The sequence below is a fragment of the Thermoflexus sp. genome, from assembly GCF_034432235.1.
In the GTDB taxonomy this organism is placed as follows: Bacteria; Chloroflexota; Anaerolineae; order Thermoflexales; family Thermoflexaceae; genus Thermoflexus.
Window position 1 is genome coordinate 1 of the sequence record NZ_DAOUCJ010000079.1, and the last position, 26266, is coordinate 26266.

Sequence of the window (26266 nt, forward strand, 5' to 3'; positions counted from 1 at the left end):
CTCGCCGGACCAACCCCAAGCAATATGACGGATTGCGCGGTCCGGGACGCTGGAACTTCGATACGACGCTGTCGAAAAGCTTCCGGCTCACCGAACGGTTCAAGCTGGAATTCCGGATGGAAGCTTATAATCTGACGAACAGCATCATGTGGAGCAATCCGTCCACCTCGGTGACCAGTTCGCTGTTCGGCCGAATTACGTCCCAGGCCAACCGCGGCCGGGAACTGCAATACGCGGCAAGAATCCATTTCTGACGGCTGTTTGCGAATTTGCGACGGCACGCACCAGCGACATTGTCGCGCCGGCCAAGCTGGGTGAGAATTGATTCAAAACAGCAAAAGCCCCGGGCAACTACCGGGGCTTTTTTGTTAATCGGGCAACGTCCTACTCTCCCACACACTCGCGCATGCAGTACCATCGGGGCTGAGGGGCTTAACTGCCGTGTTCGGGATGGGAACGGGTGGGACCCCCTCGCTGTGGTCACCCAAAATTCGTTGAGTTGAATTCTGGATATTGACGGGTAAATGACAAGATCAAGAGTTGGCTTGATGTACGGAGAAAATCTTATGGTCAAGCCGAACGGGCTATTAGTACCAGTAAGCTGAGTACATTGCTGCACTTACACATCTGGCCTATCAACCTGGTCGTCTTCCAGGGCCCTTGTTACCTTACGGTTGGGAGATCTCATCTTGAGGCAGGCTTCGCACTTATATGCATTCAGCGCTTATCCTAACCGAACTTCGCTACCCAGCTGTGCCACTGGCGTGACAACTGGAACACAAGAGGTTCGTCCATCCCGGTCCTCTCGTACTAAGGACAGGCCCCCTCAAATCTCCTACGCCCACCACAGATAGGGACCGAACTGTCTCGCGACGTTCTGAACCCAGCTCACGTACCGCTTTAATAGGCGAACAGCCTAACCCTTGGGAGCTTCTCCACCCCCAGGATGCGATGAGCCGACATCGAGGTGCCAAACCGGAGCGTCGATGTGGACTCTTGGCTCCGATCAGCCTGTTATCCCCGGCGTACCTTTTATCCGTTGAGCGATGGCCCTTCCATACAGAACCACCGGATCACTATGCCCTGCTTTCGCACCTGCTTGACTTGTAGGTCTCGCAGTCAGCCTGGTTTATGCCATTGCACTCGACGAAGGATTTCCAAACCTCCTGAACCAAGCTTTGGGCGCCTCCGTTACCGTTTAGGAGGCGACCGCCCCAGTCAAACTACCCGCCTACCAATGTCCCTGCCCCGGATCACGGGGCTAGGTTAGAATCACAGAACGATCAGGGTGGTATCTCAACGGCGGCTCCACCGAGCCCGAGAGCCCGGCTTCAAAGCCTCCCACCTATGCTGCGCAGACCGCCCCATAATTCATTGATAGGGTGCAGTAAAGGTGCACGGGGTCTTTCCGTCTAGTGGCGGGCACCCGGCGTCTTCACCGGGACCACAAGTTCGCCGGGCGGGTTGTTACGACAGTCGCAGGATCGTTACGCCATTCGTGCAGGTCGGAACTTACCCGACAAGGAATCTCGCTACCTTAGGACCGTTATAGTTACGGCCGCCGTTCACCGGGGCTTCAGTTCAGGGCTACACCGGCCGAAGCCGGGTCACCCCTCCCCTTAACCTTCCGGCACTGGGCAGGCGTCGGCCCCTATACATCCCCTTACGGGTTAGCAGAGACCTGTGGTTTAGGTAACCAGTCGCCAGGGCCTGTTCACTGCGGCCTCCTCGGGCTCGGCCCGAAGGCCTCACCCTACGCGAGGCACCCCTTCTCCCGAAGTTACGGGGCCAGTTTGCCGAGTTCCCTGAGGAGGGTTCTCCCGTCCGCCTTGGCGCGCTTACGCCAGCCTACCGGTGTCGGTTTGCGGTACGGGCACCCGGGCTTCAACGCTTAGAGGCTTTTCTCGGCAGTGTGGGCTCGACCACTTCCGCCGGGTTTCCCCGGCTCGCCATCATCCCTCAGGCTCCGGCGGCGGATTTGCCTACCGCCCTCATCGCCCTAAGGACTTGGCACCGGCACAGCCAGCGGCCGGCTGGCCTACCCTCCTGCGTCCCCCCTTCGCTCCACCCGGGTGGGGCCGGAATATTAACCGGCTGTCCATCGGCTACGCCTTTCGGCCTCGCCTTAGGTCCCGCCTAACCCGACGCGGATCGACCTTGCGTCGGAAACCTTAGGCCTTCGGCGGACGCGGTTCTCACGCGTCTTCCGCTACTCGTGCCGGCATTCTCACTTCCGCACGCTCCACGCGTCCTCACGGTCGCGCTTCCACGCGTGCGGAACGCTCCCCTACCGCTCCCGCGCCTCATCGACACGGGAACCCGCTGCTTCGGCGCCGGGCTTAAGCCCCGTTACATTTTCGGCGCAGGGCCGCTCGACCAGTGAGCTGTTACGCACTCTTTAAAGGATGGCTGCTTCTAAGCCAACCTCCTGGCTGTCATAGCAGCCCCACATCCTTTCCCACTGAGCCCGGACTTGGGGGCCTTAGCAGGCGGTCTGGGTTGTTCCCCTCTCGACCATGGAGGTTATCCCCCACGGTCCGACTCCCACGCTGCACGTGGCGGCATTCGGAGTTTGACAGGGTTCGGTAGCATAACGCCCCTAGCCCTACCAGTGCTCTACCTCCGCCACGGACCGCGTGAGGCTAGCCCTAAAGCTATTTCGGGGAGAACGAGCTATCTCCGGGTTCGATTGGCATATCACCCCTACCCACAGCTCATCCCACACCTTTGCACTGGTGATGGGTTCGGGCCTCCACGGGGGATTAGCCCCGCTTCACCCTGGCCATGGGTAGCTCACCCGGTTTCGCGTCTACTCCCGGCGACGGAACGCCCTGTTCGGACTCGCTTTCGCTCCGGCTCCGGGTGTGACCCCCTTAGCCTTCGCCACCGAGAGTAACTCGCCGGCTCATTCTCCAAAAGGCACGCCCTCAGGCATTGCCCCCGAAGGGGCCATAGCCCTCGGACCGCTTGTAGGCATGCGGTTTCAGGTTCTATTTCACTCCCCTCACCGGGGTTCTTTTCACCTTTCCCTCACGGTACTGGTGCGCTATCGGTCGCCAGGGGTATTTAGCCTTGGAGGGTGGTCCCCCCTGCTTCCCACGACCTTCCCCGTGGGCCGTGGTACTCGGGATCCCATCCCCGGGAGGCCTTCGACCTTTCGCCTACGGGGCTATCACCCTCTATGGCGGGCCTTTCCAGACCGCTTCGGCTAGGCCAAGGCTTGGTAACTCCCTGAGGCGTCCGAGGCCGCCCCCGGATGGGTCCCACGACCCCCACAGGGCAACGCCCTCGGGCTTGGACACCCTGTGGGTTTAGGCTCTTCCCCGTTCGCTCGCCACTACTTGGGGAATCTCGGTTGATTTCTTTTCCTGGGGGTACTAAGATGTTTCAGTTCCCCCCGTGCCCCTCCGCGGCCTATGGATTCAGCCGCGGATGCCTGGGGTTCACCCCAGGCGGGTTTCCCCATTCGGGCACCCCCGGGTCATAACGCCCGCACACGGCTCCCCGAGGCTTTTCGCAGTGTGCCGCGCCCTTCATCGGCCCCTGGCGCCAAGGCATCCACCGCATGCCCTTACTCGCTTACACGTGACGCGGAGAACCCGTTTCCCGAGCTGCCCGCGTTGCCTTCGTCATCTCACGCTCTGTTCGGTTGTTAAGGTGCATCCCGGGCGGAATCCCACCCGGTCCCCTTGACGAGCCATTCCTCCTCTCCGGCCCGCCAGCGGATGGCCGCTGGCTCCCGCCTCCGGACTCCCCGCCCGGCTTCGGGCGTCAGCCTCCATCCCGCGGGTTTTTATTATAACGGAGCCCTTTTCCTATGTCAAGGAATGGTGGAGATGACGGGACTCGAACCCGTGACCTCCTCCGTGCAAAGGAGGCGCTCTCCCATCTGAGCTACATCCCCACCCCAGGTGGGCCTGCCTGGACTCGAACCAGGGACCCCTCCCTTATCAGGGGAGTGCTCTGACCGCCTGAGCTACAGGCCCACATCTCCTGCGGCGCATATGATTTTATACGCCGAAGGCTGTCTCTGTCAAGATGCCCACCGGGGTGCGCAGGGCTTTAGGGCTTTTTGAACAGACAGGAGGAGGGAGAAGGTGGGGGGACACCCCCCGCAGCCCCCCGGCAGGGGGCAAAAGCCCCCTGCACCGCCCCGCGGGGTGCGGCCTGCCGCCCGGCATGGCCGGCCCTCATTGGATTCATGAGGACGAACCCCCCTCCGGGATCTTCAAAGCCCCAGAATGTGTGGGCCTGCCGTTTTGAATGAGGCAGGGGCTCAATCATGGAACGTGAAAGCATGGACCTCCCAGACTTCGTCCGATCCGGTGGATCGCGCGCGAAGCTCGAGGGAAAACCCCAGCCTCTCGCCGCTCGCCACCGTCAGGGTGCCTCCCAGCTCTGCGCGTTTGATCCCGTTCTCGGTCTTCACGCTCCAGCGGGAGAACGACCACGAGGCCGGCCGGCGCTCGCCTCCATCCTGCTGGGCCAGCTCCTCAGGCCTGCCCAGCTCCCTCTGGAACGACGTCGTGCACCGGGCATAGGCGGCCTCCCATTGTCCATCCCGGAGGGCGGAGAGGAACCCCTCCGCCGCCTCCTGAGCCGGCCGGGCCTCGGCCATCACCAGACCGCCCAAGCCGATCATGCCCAGCGCCGTGGCTCCCAGGCCGCTGACGAGGCAGAACCTACACAAGCATAGGGGAAGCACCAGAAGTCCCCCGATCAGGGCCCACGGCTTCCACGAAGGGGAAGATGCGCCCGACGTCGTCATCGCCATCCCCGGATTCGGGAATGGAACCATTTAGAAGTTATGTTGTGACTGTGAACACGATGGGAACACCCGCCTTTGCTGGAGAGCACCCGTCGTCCTGAAGCGGGGAAGATCTGCGGTGAGGCCAGACTCCCCGCTCTCCAGCTCGGTGGAATCCCCAGCGTGGACTTGTGATCCGGGCGATTCCAGGCATAGATTCAGATAGGGCGCGCGGCTGGCCTGGATCGAGAAACCGAGCGGCCTCGACCCCCGGCCACGGAAGGGAGGTGGGGGGTGGGCCATCTTCCAAAGCCCCATGGGGAGGCCGCTGCGCTGTCTCCGTCATCCACCTGGAAAGGACGGGTTGCCGTTGAGCGATCGTTCCCACAGTTCGACGCTGTCTTCGATTCCATGGCCACATTACCTGAAAGCCCGCGGCATCCGGCCTCGCAAGGGACTCGGGCAGCATTTCCTGATCGATGAGCGGATCCTGGCCCGGATCGCGGAGGCGGCCGGGCTGGAGCCCGGGGAATGGGCGCTGGAGATCGGGGCAGGCCCGGGCACCCTCACCCGCCACCTGGCTCTGCGGGCCGACCATGTGGTGGCTGTGGAGATCGACGAACAGTTCATGCCGTTGCTCCGCGAGGTTCTGGCCCCCTTCCCCCATGTCACGATCGTTCGCGGGGATATCCTGAGGCTCGATCCCGCCGCCCTGGTTCATGGCCATCCGTATCGCGCGATCGGCAACATCCCCTACTCCATCACTTCACCCATCCTCCGCCATCTGATGGAGGCTCCGCTCAAGCCCCGCCGGATCGTCCTCACGGTTCAGCTGGAGGTGGCCCGGCGGATCACGGCCAGGCCGGGGGAGATGAGCCTGCTGGCGGTGAGCGTGCAGGTCTACGGTCGTCCTCAGGTGGTGGATCGGATTAAAGCGGGCGCCTTCTGGCCCCGGCCGGAGGTCGATTCCGCGGTGGTGGTCATCGAGCCCTACGAGCAACCTGCTGTGGACCTGGGGGACCCTGACTGGTTCTTCGAGGTGGTGCGGGCAGGGTTCAGCCAGCGGCGCAAGCAGCTGCACAACGCCCTGAGCCACAACCTGGGGATCCCGGGCGATCTCGTCCGGAGGGCACTGGCGGAAGCGGGGATCGATCCCGCTCGACGGGCGGAGACCCTATCGCTGGAGGAATGGGCGAGGCTCAGCGCAGCGCTTCGCACGCTCAGGGCTCCGCCACCGACCGACGGGGAGGATCACCCCGCCGCTCTCAATCCCTGAAAACCACCAGGCGGATACAGGCAATGTATAACGGCATGTCGGGGAGCAAAGGCAAAAAAAGCGTAGAGCGTATGGAAAAGATGTCTCCAAGATGTCTCCGGTGAGGGATGCCTGTGGGGGCGGACCATGAACTACGAGGCGTTTGCGGAATTCTACGATCGCTTCTTCGGGGATTTCCTGGAGGATCTCCCCTTTTATCAGGGTTATGCGGAGCGCGCAGGATCGCCGCTGCTGGAGGTGGGATGCGGCACCGGCCGGTTAACCATCCCCCTGGCGGCGGCCGGGTTCCGGGTGGTTGGCCTGGACGCCTCGGCCGCGATGCTGGCCCGGGCCCGGGCTCGTGCGGAACGCGCGGGGGTGGCCGATCGCATCACCTGGATCCAGGGGGATGCGACGCAGGAGATCCCCCCGGGGCCTCACCCGATGGCCTTCATCCCCCTGAACACGTTTCTGCACTTCGACTCCCTGGAGGCCCAGCGGGCGGTTCTTCAGCGTCTGCATGGGGCGCTGGAGCCCGGAGGGCTCCTCTTGCTGGATTGCCTGAATCCCGATGCCGCCCTGCTGGAGGAAAACGGTCAGCTTTACGCGCGCAGCTGGCACGAGGATCCGGAGACCGGAACCCTTCTGCTCTGGCTGGAGGCGCGGCGGGTGGATGCCGCCGCCCAGCGCCTGGAACTCCTCATCCTAATGGAGGAACGCCGCGCGGATGGAACATGGCGCCGTTGGGCGTTCCCGAGCCGGATGCGCTTCCTGTGGCCGGGGGAGCTCCGACTGTTGCTGGAAAGCTGCGGCTTCGCCCTGGAGGAGATGTTCGGCACCTACGAGCTGGCCCCCTATCAGGAGGATAGCCCTCAGATGCTGATCGTCGCCCGCCGGATTCCATGAGCCCCACCCGGATACCGGATCCGCTCCCCCCAGGCCCGAAGTGGCTATAGGGTCCAGTAAAGACAGACAGGCGCGGAAGGCATCTCGTCCATCCGGTTTCCCACCGGTCTGGAGCGAAGCGCGATCCTCCCATTCCATCCCCTCACCCGCGCTATAATTCCTCTGATAAACCCTTCGGGAAGCTGGGCCTCCGGGATGGGGCCAGGCGCCACAGGCCCGGTGGGCCCGGCTCCGCTGGCGAAATCTCTATCCTTGAGGTGCGCCATGAGCGATCCCCGTCTGGAGAAGTGGGCGCAGGTGCTGGTGGACTATGCGACGGAGGTGAAGACCGGGGATAAGGTGGCCATCCGGGGCACCCCGGCCGCCGCTCCCCTCCTGCTCACCATCTACCGCCGGGTGCTCGAGAAGGGCGGGCATCCCCATCTGCTGGTCTCCCTGCCCGGGGCAACGGAGATCTTCTACCGGGTGGCGGAGGAGCCCCAATTAACGTTCGTTTCACCGATCGATCGCCTGGTCATTGAGACCTTCGACGCGCTGATCAGCGTGCTGAGCGAAACCAACACCCGCTCTCTGAGCAATGTGGATCCCGCCAAGCAGGCCAAATTCTCCGCGGCACGGCGGGACCTCACGCGCACGTATATGGAACGGGCCGCTCGGGGGGAATTGCGCTGGGTTGTCACCCTGTATCCCACCGAGGCGTATGCCCAGGAGGCCGAGATGAGCCTCCAGGAGTTCGAGGAATTCGTGTATGAGGCGGGATGGTTGAACGACGAAGACCCGGTGGCCCGCTGGCGGGAGCAGGCGGCTTTTCAGGAACGGCTGGTGGAATGGTTGAAAGGGCGCCGGCGGATCCACATCCGCGGCCCGCATGCGGATCTGGTGCTTGGGATCGAGGGTCGGGTTTTCATCAGCGCCGACGGTCGCCACAACTTCCCAGATGGGGAGATCTTCACCGGACCGGAGGAGAGCGTCACCGAGGGCTGGGTGCGCTTCACCTACCCCGCCCTTTACAGCGGCCGGGAGGTCGATGGAGTGGAGCTGGTCTTTGAGGGCGGGAAGGTGGTGAAAGCCACGGCGAAGAAGAACGAGGCGTTTCTGCATCGGATGCTGGAGACCGATGAGGGCGCCCGGCGGCTGGGCGAGCTGGGCATCGGCACGAACTTCGCCATCCGCCGGTTCACCCGCAACATCCTCTTCGATGAGAAGCTGGGAGGGACTTTCCACCTGGCCCTGGGAGCTGCCTATCCCGAGACCGGCGGGGCAAATCAGTCCGCGATCCACTGGGATATGATCTGCGATCTGAAGGAGGGGGAGATCGTGGTCGACGGGGAAGTGCTCTACCGGGATGGACAGTTCTTGATCCGATAGCCCGGGGAGGCCCTGCGAATCTCCAGCTCAGGCTCTGGCGTAGAGGGCTATCCGGACTGCCCGAACTCGAGGGCAGGGACGCAACGCCAGGAATCCGTTAAGGGAAGCCTTCGCCTTCCCCGAATCCCCTGTTCGGCAGAGCTTCGTTGATCGGAGGGGATCCATGGAGATCGAGATCCGTGGGATTCGGGTGGATCCCCGTTTGCTGGAACCACGGCCGGTCCAGCGATGTGGCCCTGCTTACTGCCGGGGCCGCTGCTGCGCTTACGGCGTGTGGGTGCGGGTGGAGCAACGCGACGAGATCCTCCGCCATGCGGAGCTGGTCAAAAAGGTGTTGCCGCCGGATCGGCATGACGAGACCCGGTGGTTCGATGGCGAGCCGGAGTGGGATGACACGCCGCCGGCGGGTTACTGGGTGGGCACCACGGTCATCGAGAACCCGATTCATCCGGCCGGCCAGTCCTGTATTTTCCTGCTGGACGATGGACGCTGCGGCCTGCAGGCGGCCGCCATGGAGGCCGGTCTGCATCCCTGGGCCTTGAAGCCCCTTCACTGCGCCCTCTATCCGCTTACGTTATGGGAAGGCCAGCTGATCCTGGATGATGAGAACGAGCTCTACGCGGAGGCCTCCTGCCAGCAGCCTGCGGATGAGGCGCGGCCTCTGTTTATGGTCTTTGACCAGGAAGTGAAATGGGCGCTGGGGGAAGAGGGCTTCCAAACCCTCCTGGAGCTATACCGGATCCGCTATGGAGCGGAAGGATCTCCTGAGCCTTGAAGCCTATGATTACGAACTGCCTCCGGATCGGATCGCCCAGTCCCCGGTGGAGCCGCGGGACGCCGCGCGGTTGATGGTGGTGCACCGGGCGACGGGGCAAATCGAGCACCGGATCTTCCGGGAGATCGTCGACTACCTGCGCCCCGGGGATCTGCTGGTGTTCAACGACACGCGGGTGATCCCGGCGCGTCTGTTCGCGGTGAAGCCGACCGGAGGACGGGTGGAACTGCTGCTGGTACGACGGGTGGATCCGGAGCGATGGTGGGCAATGGTGCGGGGGCGTCATATCCGCCCCGGAACGCGCCTCCAGCTGCTCTCCGGCCCTCAGCCTGTGGATCTTTATGCGGAAGTGGAGGCCGAGGGCGAGGGGCCGCTCCGCCTGCTCCGCTTTTCCGCTCCCCCAGAGGGATGGCTGGAGCGGCTGGGGGTGATCCCTCTCCCACCCTATATCCGGCGGCCGCTCCATGATCCGGAGCGCTATCAGACCGTCTACGCTCGGGTCCCCGGCTCGGTCGCCGCGCCCACGGCGGGGCTGCATTTCACCCCGGAGCTCCTCGCCCGCCTGCGAGATCACGGTGTCCGCTTCGCCTTCGTCACGCTCCACATCAGCCTGGACACCTTCCGCCCGATTGAGGCTTCCGATGTGCGGGAACACAAGCTGCACCGGGAATGGTGCTCCCTGTCGGCGGACACCGCTGCGCTCATCAACCGGACACGGCTGGAAGGGGGCCGGATCATTGCGGTGGGCACCACCGTGGTGCGCGTTCTGGAGACCGCCGCCCGCTACGGGCTGGGATGTTCCCCGGAGGCCGTTTGCCCGTGGCAGATGGTGGGGCCTTTCGAAGGGGAAACGGATCTTTTCATCTACCCCGGCTTTGAATTCCGGGCGGTGGATGCCCTGATCACCAACTTCCATCTGCCGCGTTCCACGCTGCTGCTGCTAATAGCCGCCTTCATGGGCTATGAACGGATGCGGGAGGCCTATCGGGTGGCGATCGCGGAAGGCTATCGCTTCTATTCATTGGGGGACGCCATGCTGATCCTCTGATCTCCGCCTGGCAAAACCCGACACGATGCGCTGGCCGCCGCTGATTCCCGGGGTTTTTCTGCGTCGTTTGAACCGATTTGCCGTGGAAGTGCGCCTGGGGCGGCGACGGGTGCAGGCCCATCTCCCGAATTCCGGGCGCCTCCATGAACTCCTGGTCCCCGGCTACCCCATATGGGTGGCTCGACGGGAAGGCCAGCGACGAACCGGTTATGACCTCCAGGTGGTGGGCCTGCCGGATGGGACGCTGGTGTCCGCCGATGCCCGGGTGCCCAATCTCCTGTTCCGGGAGGCCTGGGAGCGGGGAGAGCTTCCGCCTTTCGGATCCTACACCGCCCTGGAGGCGGAGGTCCCCCTGGGGGAGGTCCGGGTGGATTTCCGTCTCTCAGGCCCCGGCGGCATCGCCTATCTGGAAGTGAAAAGCGTGACCCTGGTGGAAGACGGCGTCGGCCTGTTCCCGGACGCGCCAACGGCGCGAGGGCGCCGACATGTGGCCGCGCTGATGGGCGCGCGGGCGAACGGCGTTCCGACCTTTGTGCTCTTCATCGTGCAGCGGCCGGACGTGCGGGCGTTTCGGCCGCACGATCCCGCGGATCCGGATTTCGGGCGGATCCTGCGAGCCGCTACGGCCCACGGTGTTCAGGTCCTGGCTTATCGTTGCGCCGTCTCCCTGGAGGAGATCCGCCTGGCCGATCCCATCCCGGTGCTTCTGTAGCCGCCGGGCAACGATTCCCACGCTTCCCATGCCGCCCGGTGGCGTGAGAGGGGATGCCCGGGCCCGTTCTTCCATCCTGGAGGAAGACCCCCGTGACTGAGCCGTGCGCATCCGCACCTTCCGAGCGGTGGAAAGAAGCGAGGCCTTATCGGGTCCTCCATGTCTGGATGGATCGCTTCCGGTATCGCTGGTTCGGGATGCTGGAAGTAGAGGGGGAGGCCGGGCGGCTTCGCCTGCCGATGACGGGGACCGTGGCCCAGTGGTTTCAGCCCGGCGAGGAGGTCCGGGTGGCCCTGGAGGAGCAGGTGGATCCGCGGGCGCTCACCTTTGATGCCTACACGCTATGGCGCATCGTGGATGGAGAGGCTGTCCTGGTCTGGCCCTTCTACCAGGAACGGTTCACCCTGGAGCGCTCCTCCCCGCTCGCTCCGACACCCCTTTATCGCTACACCGTGCTCGCCCGGGAGGCCGGTCTGGAATCGGATTTCGAGGCGATCGTCGATCTGGAGCAGCATCACTACGCTTCAGAGGCGGAGATCCTGGCCCGCTGGTGGTGCCCGGAGGATCGGACATGGACGGAAGCCAACGCCCGGCCGCTCTGCCCGCGCTGCCGCCGCCCCATGCGTTTCGGCGACCTGAAAGACGCCACCCGCGCCTCCCGTTTCCTGGTGTTGCTCCTGGAGGATCGCGCCCCCTACGAGCCGCTCTACATCGGGTATGTGCGGATCGACCCGCCGATCCCGATGATGCACCGCCGCCTCCCGGATGGCACGATTCAACCCAACCTGCGGCAGGCGGTTTTCCCGGCCGATTGGTTCGAACCCTCGTTCTGGCCGGAGCGGCTGGAGGAAGCGCTGAAACGGGAGCGGCCGGATCTTTCCCCTTTTGACCTGTGGTGGGAATCCCAGGAGATCGCCCTGCGAACCTGTAACACCCGGGGGGCCCGCCTGGCCCGCGTGGTGGTCCATCCGGATTACCGGGCAGAGGGCCTGGGGCAACTGGCCCTGCGAGCAGCCATCGCCTGGATCCGGGAGCGACGCATCCCGGAGATGCGCCGGCCCAAGGTCGTTCTGGAGACCATCGCCCAGATGGCGCGCTACAACCCGTTCATGGAACGGGCCGGATTCCGTTACCTCGGGGACACCGCCTCCGGCCGTCCGGTGCTGGTGTATCCGCTGGCGGAGGAAGCGATCCCTTACCTGGAACGATTTTATGAAACCGATCCGGTCGCGCGCGTCCATCAGGGGAAGCTGTATCGCCCGGCTTTCCGATCCGTCGAGCCGCTGGCGGGGCCGATCCGCCTGCACCATGTCACCTACCGTTACGAAAACACGCTGAGCCTGAGCGGGATGGCCCCGCCGCTCCAGGAGATCCTCGAGGCCTTCGGAGTCCACGAGCGGACCATCCAGAAGATCGTCTTGAAGGACGTCTCGCTGACCATCCACCCACGGCAGATCGTGGCGCTGATCGGCGCTTCCGGGGCGGGGAAAACCACGCTGTTGCGCCTGCTTTACGGCGCCGCGACCGGGCGGCGGGATCCGCTGTATCGGGTGCAGTTCGGCCGCATCGAGATGCCGGAGAACGTGCAGGCCGCGGCCTATCTGCCGGGCGAGGTCGAGCCCGAGTTCAACGAGGAGACGATCCTGGAGGCGCTTTACCGCCTCACCGAGGATGAGGTGCTGGCGATCGAGGTCCTGAACGTCGCCGGGATCGCCGATGCGGTGCTTTATCGCGCGCGCTTCTCCGAGCTATCCACGGGGCAGAAGGAGCGCGCTCGCATCGCCTATCTCTTAGCCCGGCGGCCGAATCTCCTGCTGATCGATGAGTTCGCCGCCCACCTGGATCCCCAGATGGCGTTGCGGGTGGCCCGCAAGGTGGCCGCCCTCTGCCGCCAGCACGGCATCACCCTCATCGCCGCCACCCATCGCCCGGAGGTCATCCAGGGCCTGGAACCCGATCTCACCCTGATCACCGGTTACGGTCTGTTCCGGGTGTCCGCCCGGGGGAAATGAGCGGCGATCCGACCATGGTCCAGGGAAACGGCCTCCGGGCTCCCCCTACCGCTTCCGCGTTCTTTCCGCCAGCGCCTCCTCCAGCCGGATCCAGACCACCGGCCCGCGCGGGCGGTGAATCGGGATCGGCTCCGGGAAGCGCTGCGGGTCCGTGAGCACCCAGATGTAGAGGGGCCGGCCCCGCGCGTAGGTCTCCAGAAACTCCGGATCCGCCCGGTGCTGGGCGAACTTCCGCCGGAGCGCCTCCACCGGAACAGGGCCCCGGACCTCGGTGAGCACGGCGGTCCCGATCCATCCCCGATGGCTGACGATCCCAATGCGCCCCCGGATATGGGTGGGATACCGGCGGATCTCCCAGGTCTTCTCGCCGGAGACGATGTAGGTCGCGTAGGGCTCCTGCACGATCAAGCCCAGCTCCGGGCGCATCTCGATCCTCCTGGCATCCCTTCCCGCGGCTTTCGGGTATATTTTACGATAGTCAGGAATAGAAATGGCTCGGATCGGGGAGGCCAGGCATCGCCCTCTGGATCGAAGGAGGAGGGGAAGCCCCTCCCGGGGCAAGGGGATCGCCGAGGGCGCCCCGCCCGAACATCCTCAGGCGGATTCCTCCCGGAGATCACCGGGAAAAGGGGAAAGCATCCGACCGTTCAGGAGCTGGAGCGATGAACGTGCTGACGGTGGCTCAGATGCGCCAGGCCGAAGCGGCCGCGGATGCGGCCGGCCACACCTATGCGCGGATGATGGAGCGGGCCGGCCGCGCCGTGGCCTCTGAGATCATGCGACGGATGTCCGTTCAGGGCCGACGCATCCTGGTGCTGGTGGGCCCTGGAAACAACGGCGGCGATGGCCTGACCGCCGCCCGCTTCCTGAAGGAGGCCGGGGCGGAGGTGGCCTGCTATCTGCTGAAGCCCCGTGAGGAAACCGATCCGGTCTTCCAGGCGGCGAAGGCGGCCGGCTGCTTTATCGCCCAGGCAGCGGACGACCGCACGTGGCGAGTGCTGCGCCTCTGGGTCCGAAGCGCTGCGGTGATCATTGATGCCCTGCTGGGGACAGGGACCACGCGGCCTCTGGAAGGGGATCTCCTCCGCATGCTGCAGATCGTGCGGGCGGAAGTGAGCGATCGACGGCCGTGGCCGGCTTCGTTCTTCGCCCCGGGTTCCCCCCTGATCCCGGACGCATGGCCTCCGCGGACGCCGCCGGAGCCCTGGCTGGTGGCGGTGGACGGACCGACCGGGATGAACTACGACACCGGGGAGCTGGATCCCCATGCGTTCCACGCGGATCTCACGGTGACCTTCGCTCATCCGAAGGTCGGACATTTCCGGTTCCCGGCCGCCCATGCCGTCGGCGAGCTGGTGGTGGCCGATATCGGGATCGAGGCCAAGTGGGTGCCGGAAGGCGCTTTCGAAGTGATGGACGCGGCCACGGCCCGGGCGTGGTGTCCACCCCGTCCCTCGGACGCCCATAAAAACACGTTCGGGAAAGTGGCGGTGGTCGCCGGCTCCACCCCCTACCCCGGCGCGCCCTGGCTGGCCGCTCAGGCGGCGGCGCGGGTCGGCGCAGGCTGGGTGACCCTGGCCATCCCCCGCGCGATTTATCCCGTCCTGGCGGCGAAAACCACCGAGATCACCTACATCCTGCTGCCGGATGAGCTCGGCGTCCTGATCCCCGACGCCGTGGAGGTCCTGGCCCGGGCTGTCGAAGGCTACGCCGCGATGGTCCTGGGCCCAGGGCTGACCCAGGAGAAAGAGGCCATCGCCTTCGTGCATGGGATGTTCGGACTGGAGCGGGCCATCCGGCGGGGGCGCATCGGTTTTCATATTGAAGAAGAGGAAACGACAAAGCCGGCGGCACCTTCCTTTGCCTGGCCCCCGCTGATCGTGGACGCGGATGGATTGAACGCCCTCGCTCAGGCGAAAGACTGGGCGGCCCGCCTGCCCGGCCCGGCGATCCTCACCCCCCATCCCGGCGAGATGGCCCGGCTGACCGGGCTGGAGAAAGCGGCCATCGAGCAAGACCGCCTGGGGATCGCGCGACAGTTCGCACAGGCCTGGGGCCACGTGGTGGTGCTCAAAGGGGCATTCACGGTGGTGGCCGCCCCCGATGGACGGGCGCTGGTGATGCCCTTTGCGAATCCCGCTATGGCCACCGCGGGAACGGGGGATGTGCTCGCAGGGGCGATCGCGGGATTGCGGGCCCAGGGGATGGCGCCGTTTGAGGCCGCCGCGCTGGGCGCCTATCTCCACGGCCTCGCGGGGGAACGGGCGCGCCAGGAGATCGGGGCGGCCGGCGTGACCGCGGGGGATCTGGTCCCCCGGCTCCCCAGCGCCCTTCGCGCGCTGAGCGGAGCGGAATCGCGTTCCTTTTGAGAGAAGAGAGCCCTCGGGCTGCCACCGCGGTCGCCCGAACCGGTTCTCCGAGCCAGTGGAGAGGCGCTTCCCCGTGCAAAGGGATAGGGCTCACCCTCGAACGCCGGAGCTGGAGGGCCTGGACCCCCAGGCTCCGCCCCAATGGCGCTGGGTCCATCGCGCGGGTCCCGGGGCGCGACGCATCGGGATCTTATCCGCCTCTTTCAATCCGCCCACCCGAGCCCATCTCGCCCTGCTGGAGGCCGCCCGGGAAGCCTTCCAGCTGGAAGAAAACGTGCTCCTGCTCGCCATCACCCATGTGGAGAAGCCCCTCTCCGGGTTCCCGTTACCGGAGCGCCTGGCGATGTTACAGGCGATCGCCCGGGCGCGCCCAGGGTGGAGCGTGGCCCTCTGCAACCGCGCCCGGTTCTTCGAGAAAGCCCAGGCCCTGCGGGAGAACGTGGGAGAAGGGCCAGAGCTCTTCTTCGTCATGGGCGGCGACACGATGGTCCGCCTGTTCGATCCTCGCTATTACCCGGACATCCCGATGGAATCCGCCCTGGAGCCGTTCTTCCAGACCGCTCACCTGCTGGTCGCCCCCCGCCCGCCCTGGGATCGTCCCTCCCTGGAAGCCTTCCTGCAGGCGCCATCGCGGGCAGCCTATCGAGCCCGGATCGCTTTCCTGACCCTCGACCCGGCTTTCGCGACCCTTTCCTCCTCCGAGGTCCGCCAGCGGCTGGCGCGGGGAGAGCCGGTGGACACCCTGGTCCCCCCCGAGATCCTCCCCTGGCTGACCAGGCCAGGCGAGCAACCGGGGCCGGAACGCTTCATAGAATAATCCGAATCCCTGGACTTTTGTCCTATCAGGGCAAGCCGCCGGGCGGTGTAGGATCAACAGGACAGAACATTCTGACCCTTGAACCGTAAGGGGCGAGATGAAATACAGGGGGCAGGCCCTGGTGCTGATCGCGCTGGCGTTCGCGGCGCTCCTGGCGCTGCTGGCGCTGGCCATCGATGGGGGCAACGCCTACGCGCAGCGGCGGCGGGCCCAGAACGCCGCCGACGCCGCCGCCCTCGCCGGCACGCGACGGCTGTGGGAGATCCGGCGTCAGGGCGGGAGCGAGACGGATCTCCTGATCGCCATGCGGGAGGCGATCGACGCCCATGGTGTTTTCAACGTGGACGGCGCTCCCAATGCCTTCGAGGCGTTCTACGTGGACGAGAACGGCCAGGTCCTGGGACCTGTGGGCTCCGGGAGCATCCCGCCCGCCGCCCGGGGCGTTCAGGTCACCGTGATCAACCGGTTCGACGCCTTCTTCGCCGGCGTCTTCGGCTTCGATCCGATGGAGGTCCGGGCGATGGCGACGGCTCTCTATCGATCCGCCCCCGCCTGCGCCCATGCCCTCTTCGCGGAGAACGATCTGCGCGCCCAGTTCGCCCCTCTGAACATCAACGGCAGCGTCCACGCCGGGACAAGCCTCACCCTCCAGGGGGCAGGCACCATCGGCGGGGCGTGCGAGTATGGAACGACGGCGAACATCGGGCCCGCGGTTCAATGTGGGAACGGGCGGATCCAGGTTCCCTTCCAGCCCCTGCCTCCGCTCTATGCCCCGGAAGACTTCGCCCCCGGCGGCTCCCTGTGGAACGCCTATGGAGGAGATCGCTACTGTATCCGGCCCCAGGATCCGACCCGGCCGATCCAGCTCGATGCGCATCGAGGGGGAGCCGTGCCCCCAGTCCCCGGTCAGTGCATCACCGCCCAGCGGGTCCGTCTGCAGGATGGCCTGTATTACCTGGAGGGGGACGCGCAGCTTCTTCGCAGTCGGGGAGGAGGCCAAATCCGGGCGACGGTTACCCTGGCGGCCACCCGATCGCTGATCCTGGATGATTCCGATAATCCATATGTCCTCCAACCCGCCCTGAACGACCCTCAGCGGGGTGCCCCCTTGCTGGTCGCCGGCCAGGCGATCACCATCACCACCTCCGATTTCCAGTGGGTCGGCCTGATCCTGGCCCGCGGGGGGCCGGTGAAGCTTTCCGCAATTGGCCAGGCATGGTCCGATCGCGGCGCGGTTTACGGGAAGGCGCTGGATGGGAGGGGGGGATCTCTTCAACTCACTTTTGATCCCACCGTATGCCCGGCGGGCACCGCACAGGTGGAGCTCCTGCGATGATGAGCACCATGCTGATCGTGGGGATCGGGTTCAGCCTCATCGGCCTCCTGCTGGCCTGGATCCTGCTCGATCTGGAGGAAGAGCCGGAGGAGACGCCCTTCGGGAGTGCGGCGCCTAGGCACCGCATTCCACCGGCTCTTGAGGGGAACCCGGAGGAAGCGTTCCTCGCCTTCGCCTCGCAGGCATGGGGGCTGGAGACCGGGCCGGGCCCGCTGGAGGAACGCCTGCAGGCTGTCCGAACGTGGCTCCGGGAACGACGGACGGTGCTCCAGGGCCTCGAACGCCGGCTCCGGGACCTGGAGCGCGGGATCACGCGCGGGCTTCGCCGCCGGCTGGCCGAGGCCGATCTCCCCTGGCATCCCCTGGAGTGGATGGGGTTGACGGTGGGGCTGGCGGCGCTGGGCGCATGGATCGGGCTTCAGGTCTACCGTCTCCATGGCTTTGCCCTGCTGGGGGCGCTGGCAGGGGGCGCGCTCCCTTTTCTGTTCCTCCATCACCGCCGCGATGTCCGCCGTCGCCGCCTGGAGCTTCAGCTGGCCGATGCCCTCTTTCTCATCGCCGGCGTCCTGCGGGCAGGCGGAAGCATGGTTCGAGCGATCGAGGAGATCGCCGTGAAGCTCCCCTCCCCTATCGCCGACGAGTTCCGGCGGGTCCTGATCGAGGTCCGGCTGGGTTTCTCAATCACCGAGGCCCTGGAGCATATGCGGGAGCGGGTGCCCAGCGAGGACCTCTCGCTGGCCATCACGGCGATCCAGATCCACCAGCAGGTAGGGGGGAACCTTTCGGAGTTCCTGGAAAGGGTGGCCTCCCGGATCCGGGAGCGGGTCCACCTGCAGAACGAGATCCGGGTGATGACCGCCTCCTATCGGCTCAGCGCCCAGATCCTGGCGGTGCTTCCCCTGTTCCTGTGGCTGGTCCTCTTCCCGCTCAACCGACGCTATATGATGCGCTTCTTCACCAGCGGCCTCCCGGGTTATGCCATGCTCGGCCTGATCCTCCTCCTGGTGCTCCTGGGCCTCCTGGTGATCCGACGGATGATGCGGGTGAGCCTGTGAGTGCGGCGCCTAGGCACCGCATTCCACTCTTCCCCGGCGGGGAAAAGTTGACCGCCATCTCCAGCCTTCTATAATCCGGGGGAGGACAGACAGGGCCTGAGGAATCCAGACCCGGAGCGAGACCCTCCATGGCCTTTCCCATCGGATGGGAGGAACCGAGGAGTCCGTTCTGCCGCCTGCTGAAGGGCCGGCTGGACCTCTACCACGTGCCGTTCAGCGAGCGGTCCTCGCGCATGATGGTGTTCGCGGAGGACCTGCGCCCCGGGGTGCCGGGGTTGTTCATCAGGCTGGCGGAGCGCTGGGAGAAACAACAGGAGAAGTTCGGGGACTATCGCCACCGCCGGCCGATCGTGGAGCGCATGGTGTTCCTCGGCCCGGACGGCGAGCCGCTCCCCGCCTCCTTCGTCTCCTATCCCCACGCCGTGTTCTTCCACACCCCCCGCGGCACCATCGGGATGACCTTCAATGATCCGGAGGCCCTTTACATCGCCCTGCCTGCCGAGGCCATCGGGATCCAGTTCATCGCCCAGGCGGAGACCGCGCGGGCCGACCGCCGGGGAGGGGTCCTGCGGGGGGTGCGCAACCTGGCTTACACCACCAACGCCCGCCTGCGGCTCAACCAGATCGAATCGGCCGGCCCCGGGCTGTTCCGGGTGACCTTCCTCATCGAACCGACCCCCGATGCCGCGGTCCTGCTCAACATCACCCCGCGCCTCGGGTTCAACCGGTCCATCCACCCGGCCCTCCCTGTCTTTCTGGAGGCGGAGGCCCGCTGGCATGACTGGTTCGCCGCCGCCCCGCCCGTCCGGGAAGATCTGGCGCCCCAGTATTACTATGCCTGGTGGGTGATGCGGGCCGGATTGATCTCCCCGCGCTACTACATGACGCGTGAGGGGATGACCCCCAGCAAGATCCACTATGTGGGCGTGTGGCAGTGGGATGCGTGCTTCCACGCCCTGGCTTATCGCTACGTGGACCTGAAGCTGGCGGAAGACCAGATCCGCCTCGTTCTGGATCACCAGCGAGAAGATGGGATGGTGCCTGATGCCGTCCACGACGAAGGGCGGGTGACTCATCTTCCCGTCCCGGTGGACGCGGATGTCACCAAGCCTCCCATTACGGCCTGGGCCGCCTGGAAAATCTACGAGATGGGTGGAGATCGGGATTTCCTGGATGAGATCTACGAACCGCTGGTGCGATGGAACAACTGGTGGTTTGAGCGGAATGATGATGATCGGGACGGCCTGTGTCAGTATAACCATCCGTATTCCTCAGGATGGGATGACTCCCCGGTGTGGGACGAGGGGGTTCCGGTGGAGTCGCCGGATCTGAACACCTATCTGGTGATCCAGATGGAGCATCTGGCCCGCATCGCGGAGGTGATCGGGGAGCGGGAGGATGCAGCGCGGTGGCGGGCGGAGGCAGAGGCGCTGACCCGCCGGATGATCGAGGCCATGTGGGATGAAGAAGCCGGGCTGTTCTGGCCCCTGCGGGGAGAAACACCGGTCCGCATCAAGACCCCGCTGAGCCTTTACCCGCTGCTCACCGGCCGGCTCCCCCCCGCGATGGTGGAGCGCCTGATCGCACATCTGACGGATCCCCACGCCTTCTGGCCGCGCTATCCCATCCCCACGGTGGCCATGGACGATCCCCATTACGACCCAGAGCAGATGTGGCGCGGCCCCACCTGGCTGAACATCAACCGCCTGTTCATCGAGGGGCTGTTCCGATGCGGATACGCCGACCTGGCCCGGGAGCTGCGGCGTCGAACGCTGGAGCTGGCCCTGGGCCATCCGGATCTTTACGAGTATTATCATCCCGAAACCGGAGCCCGTCCGCCCCGGGCGGCTCCGATCTTCGGGTGGACCTCCGCTGTGTTCATCGAGCTGGCTATCGAGGCCAGCCGCGAAGAACAATAGATCCAGGGGGCTGGGGCCACCAAAGGTGGCCCCAGCCCCCCCTCGCTTCTCCCCTCGACGCAAGCCCGGCAGCCCGCCCCTTTCCCTTTTTTCTCGCCCTCTCCGCGCCGCGCCGTCGCCCGAGAAGAACCCCTTCCTCTAAGCCCAGGTCGGAGCCTCGAGATCAAGGCATCCACATGGTATAAAATCTTTAACTTATCGGATAGTTATAAAATTTCTCACTATTTATATCGCAACTTTTGATGCGATCCGGCCGGTATCTTGAATAGATAACTCGGCGATCGACGGGGTTCATATAGCAAGGGACAGGCTCTGCTCGTCTTCTAAGAGGGAAGGGTGTGGCGTTGTGCATTCAGGGGGTGCCCCTCCGGCCGAAGCCCTCGGATCCCCGAGCGATCGCCCGGACCATGCGGGCACAGCCGGTTGTTCGGGCCGAACAATCCCCAACCCTACCCAACCTTAAAAAGGAGGTAGACCATGAGGACCGCGTGGATGCGCGCCGGGATGGCCGTCGGTCTGGCGCTGCTGACGCTGGGGGTGTTGATTCTGGGCACGGCCATGGCCGCTGGTGGCAGCGGCTCCTCCGGCCTTGCCGCTGTGGTCTCGGGGTTCCCAGGAGGCCGCGAGATCGCCCCTCCGCGTGCGGATCCCTCGCAGGGCCAATCCGGCACCAGCATCGAGGCGAATAAAACCGCGGAGGGCTTCTGGACCCATGTGATCACCTACGACTGGTCTGTGGAAAAGACCGTGACGCCGGATGCCCTCACCCTGGCGAAGGGCGGATCAGGCGAGGTGCACTACACGATCACCGCCACCCGCCACGTGGCGGCCAAGGCGGAGATCGCCGGCGTGCGGGGCACCATCTGCGTCACTAACACCGGGGGCGTCGCCACAGCGGGGCTGACGATCATCGATGTGGTGGAGTTCAAGAAGCCGCCCGAGATCACCGACTGGACCCCGTTCATCACGGTGACCGTGGATGTGAGCGCGAAGCCTTCCCTGGGCCCCGGCGAGTCCCATTGTTATCCGTATGAAATCCCCTTCGAACCGCTCGCTGGCGTCACCCAGTATCGCAACCATGCCGTTGTCACCATCACCAATCACTCTGGGCATCTCGGCCAACCCTTCGGGCCGGAGCCCCAGGTCGCTTTCTCGTTGCCGGAACATCCCACCCTGGTGGAGGTGGACAAGTCCGCAACGGTGACGGATACGGAGCACTGTCCTGCCGGCTTCGCCTGTATGCCCAGCGAGACCGGACCGTGGGCGTTCTCCGATTCCGGCTCGATCTCCTTCCACAAGACCATCACCAATGAGAGCGTCTGTAACGCGACGGCGGAGCTCCACAACATCGCCACCCTCACCGAGTCCGACACCCATGAGACCCGAACCGCGGGGGCGGTGGTTCATCTGACGGCGCCGCCGTGCCCGGTCGGCTGCGTGCTCACCCAGGGCTTCTGGAAGACCCACCCGGATGCCTGGCCGGCGGGCCACTCCCCGAATGATCCCTTCTTCTCCAGTGGGAAGACCTGGATGCAGGTCCTCTGGACGGCCCCGCGGGGCGATGCTTACTACATCCTGGCCCATCAATACATCGCGGCGGTGTTGAATATGGCCAACGGCGCGACGCCGCCGGCAGAGGTGGCGGCCGTGATCCATGATGCGACTGCCTGGTTCAGCAGCCACGGCCCGGGCGTCCCGGCATCGTCGCCGGAGGGCCAGACCCTCATCGGCTGGTCGGAGATCCTGGCGGCTTTCAACGAGGGGAAGATGGGCGTCCCGCACTGTGAGAACGTGGAGGCCGGGCCGGCGATGCCGCCGAAGAAGGGCGGTGGGAAGCCGGAGACGCCGCCTGGCCTGGAGAAGCGGCCGGCGATGCCCCCCGGGTTGGAGAACCGCCCGGAGAACAAGCCCGGCCAGGAGCAACGCCCCACAACCCCGCCCGGACAGGAGAAACGGCCGGAGACTCCACCCGGCCAGGGGAAGGGCAAAGGGAAGTAACCGAAACCGAGGGAAACGGGATGGGGGCCGCCTCGGCGGCCCCCATCACCTTGTTCCCGTCAGCCACGCGGGGAGCTCCGCCACGGAGCTCAGGATGGCATCCGGCCGGATCGACCCCTCCAGATCGGCCGGTCGGAATTTGCCGGTCCGCACCAGGACGCCCCGCATCCCCACCGATTGCGCCCCGCCGACATCGACCTCGATATCGTCCCCCACCATCGCGGCCTGCTCCGGCGGCACATGGAGATCCTCGAGGATCAACCGGAAGAAGGCGGGATCCGGCTTCCCGAGGATCAGGGCCTTCTGTCCGGTCGCCTCCTCGAGGGCGGCGATGAAGGGCCCCACATCCAGCCGGAGCCCATCCGCCGCCCGATAATAGCGGGTTCGCCCCAGCCCGATGAGGGCCGCGCCCTCCTCCAGGATCAACCGGAACGCCCGGTTCAGCTGATCAAAGGTCCACGCGTCCCCCAGGTCGCCCACCACCACATAATCGGGCCGCTGCTCATCCTCCTGGACGCCTGCGAAGTCCTCCCGGGCGCCCTCAGGCACCAGCAGGAAGGCCCGGGCGCCCTGGGCCTTCAAGAAGCGACCGGCGGCCCATGGGGGGCTGTAGATCTCCTCCGGGAGAGCCGGGAAGCCCATGAGGGTCAACCGCTCGGCCAGGGCGCGGCGGCTGCGGGTTGTGGTATTGGTGACAAAGCGGACCGTCATCCCCCGGGTCCGGAGGGCCCGGACGGCTTCCACCGCGCCCGGGATCGGACCCTCTGCCGTGTAGAGGGTGCCATCCAGATCAAGAAGGACTGCCCGGATCTCCGGATGAGAAGAGGACATGGTCTGTTCACCCCTTTCTCGAGACCATGAAGGCCATCCCTCCCCCCTCTGGGGAGCTCCCCATCGGGTTTCGTCCCCAGGGGGAACCGGGCTGTGGCCCACCTGCTGATTACATAGAAGGGGCATATCGGCCTAAGCCGGTCGTCCTGCTTTTTCATTGATCCACCAGCAGGCCCTGCACAACCTGCGCATAGATCCGAACCCGCTTCCAGCGCATCGCCCGTTTGTGCCCCAGGGCCGCCTTCGATCCTTCCACCAGTATCTGCCACAGGTATTGTCCAATCAGAAACCATCGGAGGGCGGCCGCGGCGATCCGGCCGTGATGCTTCCGAAAGTAGCGGACTTTGCTTCGCTGGAAGGCCAGATGCTGCACCGCGGGCACCTGATCGCTGCTCCGCCCCCCATAGTGGATCACCTTCGCCCGGGGATAATAAAACACCCGCCAGCCCGCCGCCCGCATCCGCCGGCACCAGTCCAGCTCTTCCGCATACATAAAGAATCCCTCATCCATCGGCCCGACCCGCTCCACCGCCTCCCGACGAACCAGCATGGCCGCCCCCGTCACCCAGTCGACCTCCTGGATCTCCTCATCCGACCGATCCAGCACGTAATACCGTCGGAGGATCCTGCGGGGCGCGTAAGGCTGCCACCAGGTGCTCTCGAAGAGGGCCGTCCAGAACGTGGGGAACCGGCGGCGGGAGGATTGAACGGTCCCATCAGGATTCAGCAGCTGCGGGCCGATCACGCCGGCCTCCGGGTGCTCTTCGGCGAAGGCCACCAGGGATTCGATGGCCCGATCCAGAACCCGGGTGTCCGGGTTCAGCAGGAAAAAATAACGGCCCCGGGCAACCGCCATCCCCTGGTTGTTCGCCGCCGGGAAGCCCCGATTGACCGAATTGACCAGGAGATGGACTTCCGGAAAAGCCTCCCGCACCCGCTCCGGCGTCCCATCCGTGGAGGCATTGTCCACCAGGATGATCTCCCCCTTCAGCGCGCCCAGCGCCCCCCGTACCGAGTCCAGACAGGGAGCCAGCCACTCCCAGACGTTCCAGCTCACAATGATCACGGAGACGTCCATTTGAGGAACGCTTGGCTGATCGAGGGAAGCGCAACGCGCGGAGCACATGCCGTCCCCACGGGGGAATGACTCAGCGATCCCGGCGCAGGATATGATCTCCGAGGGACCACAGCGCATGCCACGCGGGGCCGTCCGGCAGGCCTTGAAGATGGGCCCGGCTTCGACGCACAAACGCTTCAGCCTCCGCCACCGAACGCGCGATGGCCTCTGAATCCCGGATCCGCCGCACGGCCTCTTCGATCATCCGATCATCCCCGGAGTTTCCCTCCAGGATTTGAAGGATCAGCGGATCCTCCGGGTGCTCTTCCAGGTAAAGCAACACGGGGAGGGTCGCCAGCCCCTGACGCAGATCGTTGCCGATCGGCTTGCCCATGGCCTGCACCTCCCCTGTGAAGTCCAGGACATCGTCCATGATCTGAAAGGCCATGCCCAGATCCACCCCGTATTGCCGCAGGGCCTCGACTTCCGGCTCCGGCGCCTGCGCCAGCACCGCCGCGGCCTCGGTGGCCAGCTCGAACATGGCCGCGGTCTTGGCGTAGATCCGTCGCAGGTAATCCTGCCGGTTCCGCATCGCCTCGCGCTCGCCGAACTGCTGATGCAATTCGCCCTCGCAGATCGTCATCAGCGTGCGGGCGAAGATCGCCATGACCCGGACGTTCTCCGTGCGCGCGGCCAGAGAAGCCGCATAGGCGAAGAGATAATCCCCCGTGAGCACAGTCGCCGCCGGGGTCCAGATGGCGTTGAGGGTTGGGATCCCTCGTCGAAGAAGAGAGCCGTCGATCAGATCATCGTGGATGAGGGTGGCGGTGTGCAGCATCTCAACGGCAGCGGCGAGGCTGACCATTGCGTCATCCGCAGGCCGGTAAAGCCGGCCGGTCAGGAGGACCAGCAGGGGGCGGATCCGTTTCCCTCCCGCCGTGAGCAGATGATCCACTGCGGTCCTGAGGGGCTCGAAGGTCAGCGGGATCTCCCGCATCCGGGCTTCCACCCGCTCCAGATCCTCGCGGAGCCATTCCTGGATCCTTCGCAATGAGGGTCCATATTGCACCGTGAGAGGCATTCCCGGTTTACCTAGGTTCAGGATACGAGTCGGAAAGGGGGGCCCTGTGCCCACCTTACATTCATTTTAAAGCAGCCTCCCGGTTCTGTCACAGGAAAGTGAATATTTCCACAAAATCCCATCGCCCAGAGCGCCTGCTCTTCTCCGTCATGGGGTGCGGGAGATCCCTCAGCGCCCCGTTCACCCTTCGCCCTCCCCAAACCGGAAGATCCGCCGGGCGTTCCGATGGGTTTGCTCAGCGATGTGTTCCAGGGGAAGGTTCAGGACGCGAGCCAGGGCCTCGGCGATCAGCCGGAGATAGGCCGGCTCATTCCGACGCCCTCGATAGGGCTGAGGGGGCAGATAGGGCGCATCGGTCTCCAGGACCAGCGCGGAGGCCCCGACCGCCTGCACGGCCTCCCGAAGCGCCTCCGCGCGAGGATAGGTGATGGGTCCTCCGATGCCCAGGGCAAAGCCCCAGGCGGCGGCCGCCCGGGCCATGGCCGCGTCCCCGGAGAACGCGTGCAGGATCCCCCAAGCGCCTGGACGGGCAGCCACCCAGCGCTCCAGCTCCTCCATCACAGCGTCCCGGGCCTCCCGCTGATGGATGATCACGGGCAGTCCCAGCTCGCCGGCCAGCTCCAGCTGCGCCCGGAACGCTTCGCGCTGCGCCTCCCGGGGGGAAAGGTCCCGATAGAAATCCAGGCCGATCTCTCCGATCGCCACAACCCGGGGATGCCGGGCCCATTCCTGCAGCTGCGTGAGGGCCGCTGGCGAGAAGGTCAAGGCCGCATGGGGGTGGATCCCCACCGCCACATAGATCCCGGGATAACGCTCCGCCAGCTGCAAAGCGGCCGGGATCCGCTCCAGGGTCACCGAGGGGATCACCAGGACCTCCACCCCGGCCTCCCGCGCCCGGGCCAGCGCCTCCTCCCGGTCCTCATCGAAGGCAGGATCGTCCAGGTGACAATGGGTATCGATCAGCGTCATCGGGGCCATGA

Annotated in this window: 20 protein-coding genes, 2 tRNA genes and 2 rRNA genes; 14 read left to right on the forward strand and 10 right to left on the reverse strand. The window is 65.5% G+C overall.

What is annotated here, in order from left to right:
• Window positions 1-254, forward strand: a 254-nt coding sequence (locus tag VAE54_RS09830; RefSeq protein ID WP_322801788.1) for a hypothetical protein, incomplete at its 5' end; no start/stop codon positions are given.
• 117 nt (window positions 255-371) lie between these two features.
• Here the strand turns inward: VAE54_RS09830 and rrf are convergent.
• The 5 genes from rrf to VAE54_RS09855 form a co-directional block, all read right to left on the reverse strand.
• A 5S ribosomal RNA gene (gene rrf, locus VAE54_RS09835) occupies window positions 372-488 on the reverse strand.
• Between the two features lie 78 nt (window positions 489-566).
• Window positions 567-3585: ribosomal RNA gene (locus VAE54_RS09840) — 23S ribosomal RNA — on the reverse strand.
• A gap of 243 nt (window positions 3586-3828) precedes the next feature.
• Window positions 3829-3904: transfer RNA gene (locus tag VAE54_RS09845), tRNA-Ala, on the reverse strand.
• Window positions 3905-3912: 8 nt separating this feature from the next.
• Window positions 3913-3986, reverse strand: a tRNA-Ile gene (locus tag VAE54_RS09850).
• Between the two features lie 290 nt (window positions 3987-4276).
• On the reverse strand, window positions 4277-4768 hold the full coding sequence (locus VAE54_RS09855; protein WP_322801789.1) for a hypothetical protein: 492 nt from the start codon (window positions 4766-4768) through the stop codon (window positions 4277-4279).
• 349 nt (window positions 4769-5117) lie between these two features.
• Here VAE54_RS09855 and rsmA point away from each other — a divergent pair, with 349 nt between their 5' ends.
• The 7 genes from rsmA (at window position 5118) to VAE54_RS09890 (ending at window position 12823) form a co-directional block, all read left to right on the forward strand.
• Window positions 5118-6023 (forward strand): 16S rRNA (adenine(1518)-N(6)/adenine(1519)-N(6))-dimethyltransferase RsmA, encoded by a 906-nt coding sequence (rsmA, locus tag VAE54_RS09860; RefSeq protein ID WP_322801790.1) that lies wholly within the window; start codon window positions 5118-5120, stop codon window positions 6021-6023.
• Window positions 6024-6149: 126 nt separating this feature from the next.
• On the forward strand, window positions 6150-6908 hold the full coding sequence (locus VAE54_RS09865) for a class I SAM-dependent methyltransferase (RefSeq protein ID WP_322801791.1): 759 nt from the start codon (window positions 6150-6152) through the stop codon (window positions 6906-6908).
• A gap of 264 nt (window positions 6909-7172) precedes the next feature.
• A complete protein-coding gene (locus VAE54_RS09870; protein ID WP_322801792.1) occupies window positions 7173-8276 on the forward strand; it encodes an aminopeptidase in 1104 nt (367 codons plus the stop codon).
• 163 nt (window positions 8277-8439) lie between these two features.
• On the forward strand, window positions 8440-9051 hold the full coding sequence (locus VAE54_RS09875) for a DUF3109 family protein (protein WP_322801793.1): 612 nt from the start codon (window positions 8440-8442) through the stop codon (window positions 9049-9051).
• Window positions 9023-10099: a tRNA preQ1(34) S-adenosylmethionine ribosyltransferase-isomerase QueA gene (queA, locus tag VAE54_RS09880; RefSeq protein ID WP_322801794.1), complete on the forward strand. Its 1077-nt coding sequence runs from the start codon at window positions 9023-9025 to the stop codon at window positions 10097-10099. The genes VAE54_RS09875 and queA overlap by 29 nt, the downstream gene beginning before the upstream one ends.
• 25 nt (window positions 10100-10124) lie before the next feature.
• Window positions 10125-10811: a DNA/RNA nuclease SfsA gene (gene sfsA / locus VAE54_RS09885; protein ID WP_322801795.1), complete on the forward strand. Its 687-nt coding sequence runs from the start codon at window positions 10125-10127 to the stop codon at window positions 10809-10811.
• 92 nt (window positions 10812-10903) lie between these two features.
• On the forward strand, window positions 10904-12823 hold the full coding sequence (locus tag VAE54_RS09890; RefSeq protein WP_322801796.1) for a GNAT family N-acetyltransferase: 1920 nt from the start codon (window positions 10904-10906) through the stop codon (window positions 12821-12823).
• Window positions 12824-12868: 45 nt separating this feature from the next.
• Here VAE54_RS09890 and VAE54_RS09895 read toward each other — a convergent pair whose 3' ends face one another.
• The gene (locus VAE54_RS09895) at window positions 12869-13249 is read right to left on the reverse strand and encodes an ASCH domain-containing protein (RefSeq protein ID WP_322801797.1); all 381 of its coding nucleotides are present in this window, start codon (window positions 13247-13249) and stop codon (window positions 12869-12871) included.
• A 236-nt stretch (window positions 13250-13485) separates the two neighbouring features.
• Between VAE54_RS09895 and VAE54_RS09900 the strand changes: the two genes are divergently transcribed.
• From VAE54_RS09900 to VAE54_RS09925, 6 genes are all read left to right on the forward strand, one after another.
• On the forward strand, window positions 13486-15192 hold the full coding sequence (locus VAE54_RS09900) for an NAD(P)H-hydrate dehydratase (RefSeq protein ID WP_322801798.1): 1707 nt from the start codon (window positions 13486-13488) through the stop codon (window positions 15190-15192).
• 73 nt (window positions 15193-15265) lie between these two features.
• Window positions 15266-16009, forward strand: coding sequence for a nicotinate-nicotinamide nucleotide adenylyltransferase (locus VAE54_RS09905; RefSeq protein ID WP_322801799.1), 744 nt, complete (start codon window positions 15266-15268; stop codon window positions 16007-16009).
• A 97-nt stretch (window positions 16010-16106) separates the two neighbouring features.
• The gene (locus VAE54_RS09910; RefSeq protein ID WP_322801800.1) at window positions 16107-17345 is read left to right on the forward strand and encodes a pilus assembly protein TadG-related protein; all 1239 of its coding nucleotides are present in this window, start codon (window positions 16107-16109) and stop codon (window positions 17343-17345) included.
• Window positions 17342-18400, forward strand: a complete 1059-nt coding sequence (locus VAE54_RS09915; RefSeq protein ID WP_322801801.1) for a type II secretion system F family protein — start codon at window positions 17342-17344, stop codon at window positions 18398-18400. Before VAE54_RS09910 ends, VAE54_RS09915 begins: the two co-directional genes overlap by 4 nt.
• Before the next feature lie 128 nt (window positions 18401-18528).
• On the forward strand, window positions 18529-20319 hold the full coding sequence (locus VAE54_RS09920) for an amylo-alpha-1,6-glucosidase (RefSeq protein ID WP_322801802.1): 1791 nt from the start codon (window positions 18529-18531) through the stop codon (window positions 20317-20319).
• A gap of 477 nt (window positions 20320-20796) precedes the next feature.
• A complete protein-coding gene (locus tag VAE54_RS09925; RefSeq protein ID WP_322801803.1) occupies window positions 20797-22317 on the forward strand; it encodes a hypothetical protein in 1521 nt (506 codons plus the stop codon).
• 45 nt (window positions 22318-22362) lie between these two features.
• On the opposite strand, the gene VAE54_RS09930 is transcribed toward VAE54_RS09925, so the two are convergent.
• The 4 genes from VAE54_RS09930 to VAE54_RS09945 all read right to left on the reverse strand — a co-directional run bounded on the left by VAE54_RS09930 (window position 22363) and on the right by VAE54_RS09945 (window position 26255).
• Entirely contained in the window at window positions 22363-23148 is a 786-nt protein-coding gene (locus VAE54_RS09930; RefSeq protein ID WP_322801804.1) for a TIGR01458 family HAD-type hydrolase, read from the reverse strand.
• A 154-nt stretch (window positions 23149-23302) separates the two neighbouring features.
• Window positions 23303-24214 carry a glycosyltransferase family 2 protein gene (locus tag VAE54_RS09935; RefSeq protein WP_416223795.1) on the reverse strand — a complete coding sequence of 304 codons (912 nt, stop codon included), beginning with the start codon at window positions 24212-24214 and terminating at the stop codon, window positions 23303-23305.
• Window positions 24215-24296: 82 nt separating this feature from the next.
• Complete coding sequence (locus tag VAE54_RS09940; protein ID WP_322801805.1) at window positions 24297-25286, reverse strand: polyprenyl synthetase family protein; 990 nt, start codon at window positions 25284-25286, stop codon at window positions 24297-24299.
• A 180-nt stretch (window positions 25287-25466) separates the two neighbouring features.
• Complete coding sequence (locus tag VAE54_RS09945; protein ID WP_322801806.1) at window positions 25467-26255, reverse strand: TatD family hydrolase; 789 nt, start codon at window positions 26253-26255, stop codon at window positions 25467-25469.
• Between the last annotated feature and the right edge of the window lie 11 nt (window positions 26256-26266).